This window comes from Merdimmobilis hominis, assembly GCF_016901855.1.
In the GTDB taxonomy this organism is placed as follows: Bacteria; Bacillota; Clostridia; order Oscillospirales; family Ruminococcaceae; genus Paludihabitans.
The window spans coordinates 72,948-79,749 of record NZ_JACJKY010000010.1 but is presented as its reverse complement, the minus strand read 5'-3'; the positions used below and the strand labels follow the sequence as shown (position 1 = coordinate 79,749).

At 49.0% G+C, this 6,802-nt stretch carries 7 protein-coding genes; 3 read left to right on the top strand and 4 right to left on the bottom strand.

Going from position 1 to position 6,802, the window contains the following annotated elements; genetic code table 11:
* The first annotated feature begins 364 nt into the window (after positions 1-364).
* Positions 365-541, top strand: a complete 177-nt coding sequence (locus H6A12_RS07825) for a hypothetical protein (protein WP_204446607.1) — start codon at positions 365-367, stop codon at positions 539-541.
* A gap of 122 nt (positions 542-663) precedes the next feature.
* Here H6A12_RS07825 and H6A12_RS07820 read toward each other — a convergent pair whose 3' ends face one another.
* The 4 genes from H6A12_RS07820 to H6A12_RS07805 form a co-directional block, all read right to left on the bottom strand.
* Entirely contained in the window at positions 664-1,557 is an 894-nt protein-coding gene (locus H6A12_RS07820) for an ABC transporter permease (RefSeq protein WP_204446604.1), read from the bottom strand.
* Complete coding sequence (locus H6A12_RS07815) at positions 1,554-2,468, bottom strand: ABC transporter ATP-binding protein (protein ID WP_204446602.1); 915 nt, start codon at positions 2,466-2,468, stop codon at positions 1,554-1,556. Before H6A12_RS07815 ends, H6A12_RS07820 begins: the two co-directional genes overlap by 4 nt.
* A 113-nt stretch (positions 2,469-2,581) precedes the next feature.
* The gene (locus H6A12_RS07810; protein WP_204446600.1) at positions 2,582-3,793 is read right to left on the bottom strand and encodes a hypothetical protein; all 1,212 of its coding nucleotides are present in this window, start codon (positions 3,791-3,793) and stop codon (positions 2,582-2,584) included.
* A 138-nt stretch (positions 3,794-3,931) separates the two neighbouring features.
* A complete protein-coding gene (locus H6A12_RS07805) occupies positions 3,932-4,474 on the bottom strand; it encodes a flavodoxin domain-containing protein (protein WP_204446598.1) in 543 nt (180 codons plus the stop codon).
* A 484-nt stretch (positions 4,475-4,958) separates the two neighbouring features.
* Here H6A12_RS07805 and H6A12_RS07800 point away from each other — a divergent pair, with 484 nt between their 5' ends.
* Both H6A12_RS07800 and H6A12_RS07795 read left to right on the top strand, forming a co-directional pair.
* Positions 4,959-5,684: a sigma-70 family RNA polymerase sigma factor gene (locus H6A12_RS07800; protein ID WP_204446596.1), complete on the top strand. Its 726-nt coding sequence runs from the start codon at positions 4,959-4,961 to the stop codon at positions 5,682-5,684.
* Positions 5,681-6,718 carry an anti-sigma-I factor RsgI family protein gene (locus H6A12_RS07795; RefSeq protein WP_204446595.1) on the top strand — a complete coding sequence of 346 codons (1,038 nt, stop codon included), beginning with the start codon at positions 5,681-5,683 and terminating at the stop codon, positions 6,716-6,718. The genes H6A12_RS07800 and H6A12_RS07795 overlap by 4 nt, the downstream gene beginning before the upstream one ends.
* Positions 6,719-6,802: the final 84 nt, after the last annotated feature.

Below are 6,802 nucleotides of genomic sequence, written 5' to 3'. Positions count from 1 at the left end.
CCAAAGGGGGCAGACTGTAAATCTGTTGCTTTTCAGCTTCGATGGTTCGAATCCATCATCTCCCACCAAATAAGAGCAATTCGCTTTTGCGGATTGCTCTTATTTTTTTTGTAGATGGATTCGATAGGAGCGGTGTAAGAAAACAGTCCAGTGCACCTGCGGTGGGCAACCCGCGCCCGATGGGTTTTGTTTTGCTTTTGAAAAGTGACACCCGCGCCGGGGATGAAAGAGTCAAACGGGCTTAGCCCGCACCTGCGGTGGGCAACTCGCGCCCGCTTTGGTACTGCAAACTTAAATAATACGGAGGTGCGCTATGTCTGAAAATCATAGCTTCAAAGAACAGCAGATTGGAGGGATATGAAATATGGCCTTACTCTTTTCTCAGGTAACTGTAACGGCAGGAAATGACGCAGCAAGTTTTCTCGTTGGCGGAATTCCGAGAGAATACGATGATTTGGAGGATTGGGATGAATTCGATGACTTTCTGAAATATATCGATAAAGAAACAGAAGTGTTGGTTCATGCCGATGCTTACCTCTAGTGGCGGTATCCGAACAGATGGGAGAGGCCTCCGTAGAAAACCTCTCCCATCTGTACCATATGAAAAAAACTTATGCGCCAAACCGGTAAATTTTTCAGAGATATGCATTCTCTCATAACGAATTAACCGTTATACTTTTTCTGCTTATTTAACAAAATGTAAATTCCGATGAATACAAGAGTCGTAACACTAAGTATTGTATACATTGTTGGAAAATTCACGGGATTCCCGAAAAAATAGAGATTGCAATCAAGAGAATCCTTTAAAGTTTCAATTACATTTGCTGGGACGCCCTGATTTTGCATCTCGGCAAACACCCCCTGCATGGTATGGTTTCGAATCAGCGACGTACCATAGGTGCCCGGCAAAAACAAGATGACTTTCTGCAATCCTTCGCCAAAAGAGGAAATCGGCATATATGCGCCGCAAAGGAACCCGTATCCTGCGCTGATGATGGTACCTACCGCTGAAATTTGTCCCTGCGTGGATAAGAAAAAGTTGATAATCGAAGACAAAGCCGTTCCGAATAAAACAAGGAGCAAAATATCAAGGAATAAAAGAACTACATCTGCAAGCGACAGATACCAGCCGACTACAGCCACATAAGTAAGGCAGATGCCCGCTGCGGCAAAGCAGATGATCAGCGTTGAAATCAAGGCCGCTATATAATAGCTCAGCGAAAGTGCGGCGGGATTTACAGGGGATACCCTGAAATCCCTGACCGTACCGTTTGCCTTGTCCTGCACCATCAAAAAATTGGAGCAAAAAGCAACTGTCACACAGGAAACAGCAAGGATGGAAGAAATCAGCTGGCCGCCAACTAGTCCTTCCACTACGCTTTCCGACAGGTTCAAAAAATCCGGCAGAGTGGCTGTAAAATTATCACGGTACACATTTCCGAGAAAGGTTGCATAAAGTACGAGCAGGATAACCGGCGTAATCAAAGAGGTAAGAAACATCCCCTTATCTTTGAAAAACAGCTTGATATTTCTCTTGACAAGCATAAATGTCCTCATTGTTCCGCTCCTCCCGTCAATGTTTTGCCTGTAACAGCAAGGAAAACGTCGTCCATTTTTCCCTTTGTTACTTCGTAATCGTGAAATAGCTGCGGATTGCGGATGATCAGATCCGTTGCGGTTTTCGTATCCGGCACAGAAAGGCGGTAACCGTTACGAATCGGCTCATACTCCAGGCCAAGTTCTTTCAAATGGTTCATATCTATACCATAGATCGTGATGTAATCTCCGGTATACCTGTTTTTCAGTTCCAGCGGTGTGCCTTCTGCGGATATTTTCCCGTCATCAATAATGACGACATAGTCGGCTTCCGCAGCCTCCTCCATATAATGCGTCGTTAAAAATACGGTCATATTTTTATTTTTGCGGAAATCGGATATGACATTCCATAGTGTTTTGCGTGTTTGCGGGTCAAGGCCTGTTGTCGGCTCGTCGAGAATCAGGATTTTTGGGGTATGAAATAAAGCCCTGGCGATATCGACCCTTCGGCGCTGCCCTCCCGATAATTTACCGACTGTACGTTTCAGCAAGCTCTCAAAATCCAGTATTTTCGCAAGCTCGGCAAGCCTTTGCCTAAACGCTTTTCCGGTAATGCCATATAAGGCGGCGCGGCTTTCCAGATTATCGTAAACTGAAAGGGCAGAATCCAGAACAGACGATTGAAAAACAACGCCCAATTCGCGTTTAATAAAATTCGTCTCTTGATCTAAATCGCGTGAGTCAATCAAAACGCTCCCGCTGTCTTTTTGCAGCTGCCCGCACAGGATATTGATCGTGGTGGATTTTCCTGCCCCGTTGACACCGAGAAAAGCAAACAGCTCTCCCTGTTTTACACGGAAGCTTAAATCCTGGACGGCTTTTATACTTCCAAAGCTTTTGTTGAGATGATCGATCCGAATGATATCCTCCATAATGTCCCTCCTTAAAAATGCAGGCGATGGAAGGCAACTCACCTGTCATTTTACAGTTTTAACCTGGAATCGCAGCAATCGTTAAACCCGACTGCCGCGATTTTATTTTGCGTCTATTGCACACGCTGGTCAAAAGAAGCGTGATTCACCGCTGCGTTTCTTAAAAAATCCAATAAAATCCGTTCCTGCTCCTCCGGAAAGGTGCGGGGAAGTTGGAGCGTCTTGGAAAAGGCGTTTTTCTGATGCGTACCGTAGGCATCCTTTGTCTTCCGGGTAAATATTCCCCGGATACGGATGGAGCGCTTTCCAACAGAATACTCTTCCAGCCGGAGAAGGACAAAGGCAAATTCCACCCGTTCATCCATGCTGCCGCTGTAGCCGGTATAACAGAGCCGGTTTTCCGAGAGATACACGCGCTGAACCAAAGACGTCCCTGAGCAGTTCGCCCAGTACAGCAAAAGCGGGATCACAGAAAGAAAGGCTGTGCCGGCCAGCGCCATGAACGGCTGACGCAGAAGCAAAATTACAAAATAGTCATGATAATTCTTAGTGAGAAATAAAACGAAAAAAGAAAGCAGGAGCACTACGGGACAGACAAGCAGCACAAGCAGCTTCGGCAGCCACAGATACTGTTTGCGGCGAATGGGATCGGTTTCCAGGACCAGGTTGCCGGACGAGACGGCATCCAGCTTCTCCATTTTCCGCTTTTCTTCATGTTCGGCTTTATCTCCTTTGAATCCAGAGATAAAAGTGAGGATGAGTGGGATCAACAGCAGGAGCAAAGCGGTCAGGGCGATGGTAAAAATAAAAGCGTTGCTTGCCGCGTTGGATAACGGTGCGAAGGTGACGATGCAGACCAGCAGGGTCAGAATTTCCAGGATCAGCATATAAAAGGCGATGGGAAGGAAAACATTTAAAAACCGCTTGCCTTTCAGATTGTACCGTTTGCTCCGGTTCAGGCTTTTCAGCCCTTTGCTTTCGATGAGCCCGCTGCTCAAATCAGCCATGGTTTGGGCATTGGACAGATTTGCAAGCATCAATATGGCAGTAACGGCAAGCAGAACGCCTCTGTTTTGTTCGGCTGTGTCTTTTTCTTTATGCTTTATTACGGCCAGAATTGTCAAAACAATTTTTACAATCAGAGTGAGATAGATGGGGCCAAACAGCATGAAAAACATCCGCAGATCGAAAAACATATCCTCGGAAAGACCAATTTTTTCAGCAGGGATCCGCCCGAGCAGCCAACCGATCCCGATAAACACTGCATAAGATATTACAACCTTGAGTATCCATTTTTCAAAGCGGATTATTCGCTTTTCAGCCATAAACACATTTCCTTTCCCGGTACACATGAAAGCGCCCGATTGATAAGAGAGCGTAAAATAATGCGCGTGGTACCTACATGGAATCCCTCGCAGCAGAGAAAGTCAAACTGGCTAAGCTATGCATTCAAACGATTTTTCTTACCTGCTTTTCCTCTGCATCTCATTGATAATCGGCCGCAGGGATGCGAAATCGACAAAATCCGCCTGCTTGCCGTAGGTTTCCATTAACGCCTTGTCTTCTTCGCTCCATTCTTCGGCCGGTTTCTTTTGCAGTGAGCGGTGCAGCAGCGCCATCATGGTTCGGTGTCCCAGAGATAGCGCCTGATAATCGATGGCGCCCCGCAGATGAAAAATCGCTGCTCTGCCATATAGCTGGGCGTGAATCTGCTTTTGAAGGGCGTTTCGGATATTCTCCCTGTTTTGCGGTATATCCGGGTCAGCCAGCCCGACCGTGACGATGATCATCCTTTGATGCTTCTCGAATGACTGCCTTCGCAGCGTCTTTGTCAATCCCAGAACACCTCCGGCATACAGCGCGCCGATATACACGACCGTTTCCAATTCGGAAAGCAGCGGCGCTTCCTGATAGCCGACAGCAGGGATACCCGTTTGCTTTGACAGCTCCTGCGCATACCGGCGGGCGCTTCCGTACCTGCTTCCGTATATAATCATTGATTTCATAAAATCACCCTAATTTTTCAAGAAAGATTTCCTGTGCCGCCGGAACAGCGCACACAGCATACCGGCAATCGGCCTGGATAGGGGCGTCCTTTCATTCTTCAGCGGACAGCCTTCGCAGCGATATCCGCTGCGATACTGGAAAACGCCCCATAAAAATGTCTCCCCAATTAGATACAACAATTCAGTATAATTATATCGTGATTCGTGTTTGGCATCTATCATGTGCAGGTTAAGATTGTGTAAAACGATGGAATAAACCGGTTCGGAAGCATGAAAGCGAAAATGTGCGGGAATGAGGAAGCGCCGCCTGCTTCCGTTGTTCGATTTACATTGATTTCACACAGATTTAACCCGTTTGTGGTCGCGTCTTAACACTGATAGAGGTATCATTATATAATGATATTTTATACATACAGTTTTTTGGTTTCGACCCCGGTTTTTTCAAAATGGGGACGTATTCTATATATAGGAGGGGATCTGCCGCATGAACGATGCACATAAAATCGTAGAACAGGTCTATGCGGCCAAAGAAAATGTCCGGGCGGCGGATGACCTGATCCGCGCATACCTGCCCTTTATCAAAGCGGAAACGGCGAAGTTCTTAAAGCGTCCTCCCATAGAGGGACAGGACGATGAGCTGAGTATCGCCATGATGGCCTTTCACGAGGCAATCGGCGGGTATTCCCGCGCCAGGGGTTCCTTCCTGAAATATGCGGCCATGCTGATCCGAAGCCGCTTGGTTGATTACAGCCGCAGGGAACAGCGTCACAGCCGCGTCATATCGCTGGACGCGCCGATAGGAGAAGAAGACGCAACTCTGGGAGAGACGCTGGCGGACGACAGAGATCCCCACGAAGAAACAGCGTTGCGGGACGCGACCCGCGCAGAGATCGAGGAGCTGACGCGGCAGATGCAGGAATTCGGCGTCAGCCTCAGCGATGTGGCGGATAATTGCCCCAAGCAGCAGCGCACATTGGACGCCTGCCGGAAAGCATTGGAATACGCAAAGGGGAACCCGGAGCTGTTGGATGACCTTTTAAAGACAAAACGCCTGCCCATCGGGCAGCTGGCAACGGGGAGCGGCGTGGAGCGCAAGACGCTGGAGCGGCACCGCAAGTATATGGTAGCCCTGCTTCTGATTTATACAAACGGGTACGAAATCATACGCGGGCATTTGAAACAGGTGATGAAAGGAGTGGCAGTACGATGAGCTATCTGGTTATGGAATGCCACCCCGGCTACGCAGTTCTTCTGGATGAAGAGGGACGCTTTTTGAAAGCGGCCAATCTGCGATACGAAACCGGGCAGACGGTGTACGATCCGGTGCTGATGAAGGAGATGCCGGAAAGGCAGCGGCATACCGTCCGGTGGATCAGCAGCGGCATTGCGGCAATCGCCGCCTGCTTCCTGCTGTTCTTTGGCATCGGCTATTACCAGAACTATATCCAGCCCTATTCGTCCATATATCTGACCATCAACCCGGAAGTACAGATGGATCTGAACCGGCAGGGCACGGTTGTAGGACTCATGGGGACAAATGAAGACGGGGAAACGCTGCTGGAGGGCTATGACGGCAAGGGGAAAGACAAGGTAACCGTTGCCGACGAGCTGATCGACCGGGCCATTGAAATGGGCTTCCTGTCGGAGGGCGGCCGGGTTTCCTTCTCCATCGATTCCCCGGACGAAGCCCTGTTCCGGGAGTATGGGACGGAGCTGCGCACCAAAGTAACGGAGCATTTGGACGGGCGGATTACCATTACAATAGAAATTATGAACCATCAAGACGGGCAGGGTCAGGAAAGCCCGGAAAACAGTTCATCTTCGATTCCCTCTCAGCCGAGCACTTCTCAGCCGGAGCCAACCTCGCCTTCCCCGTCCGAGCCGTCTCACCCCGTGGTTGTGCCTCCGACGTCTTCCAACGCCACCGATTATGATGATACTGATTACGGCCCGGATAACGACGGCGTCACCGACTATACGCCGCCGGTCAGCAGTCCGCCTGCGGATACAGATTATGGCCCCGGAAATGACGGGGACACGGGTTATACACCGCCTTCCACCAGTAAGCCGCCTGCGGATACGGACTATGGTCCCGGCAGCGATGGGGTCACGGATTATACGGACGGGGACACCGATTATGATCCGGATCACAACGATGACGACAACGACGGCGACAGCGGCTATGACGACGATGATTCGGATGATGATTCAGACGATGACAACGATCCGGACGATGACGATTGAATTTTTCAAAAATTTTTCCGGCTTACCCCGGTTTTGAAAACCCGTTTCCGTAATCTATGAGTGTAAGGCAAAACAAAAGCCACA

What these genes read in the sequence shown, in the direction of transcription:
- H6A12_RS07810 (WP_204446600.1), bottom strand. Translation starts at nt 3,793, where the DNA reads ATGGCTGAAAAGCGAATAATCCGCTTTGAAAAATGGATACTCAAGGTT.
- H6A12_RS07795 (WP_204446595.1), top strand. Translation starts at nt 5,681, where the DNA reads ATGAGCTATCTGGTTATGGAATGCCACCCCGGCTACGCAGTTCTTCTG.
- H6A12_RS07825 (WP_204446607.1), top strand. Translation starts at nt 365, where the DNA reads ATGGCCTTACTCTTTTCTCAGGTAACTGTAACGGCAGGAAATGACGCA.
- H6A12_RS07805 (WP_204446598.1), bottom strand. Translation starts at nt 4,474, where the DNA reads ATGAAATCAATGATTATATACGGAAGCAGGTACGGAAGCGCCCGCCGG.
- H6A12_RS07815 (WP_204446602.1), bottom strand. Translation starts at nt 2,468, where the DNA reads ATGGAGGATATCATTCGGATCGATCATCTCAACAAAAGCTTTGGAAGT.
- H6A12_RS07820 (WP_204446604.1), bottom strand. Translation starts at nt 1,557, where the DNA reads ATGAGGACATTTATGCTTGTCAAGAGAAATATCAAGCTGTTTTTCAAA.
- H6A12_RS07800 (WP_204446596.1), top strand. Translation starts at nt 4,959, where the DNA reads ATGAACGATGCACATAAAATCGTAGAACAGGTCTATGCGGCCAAAGAA.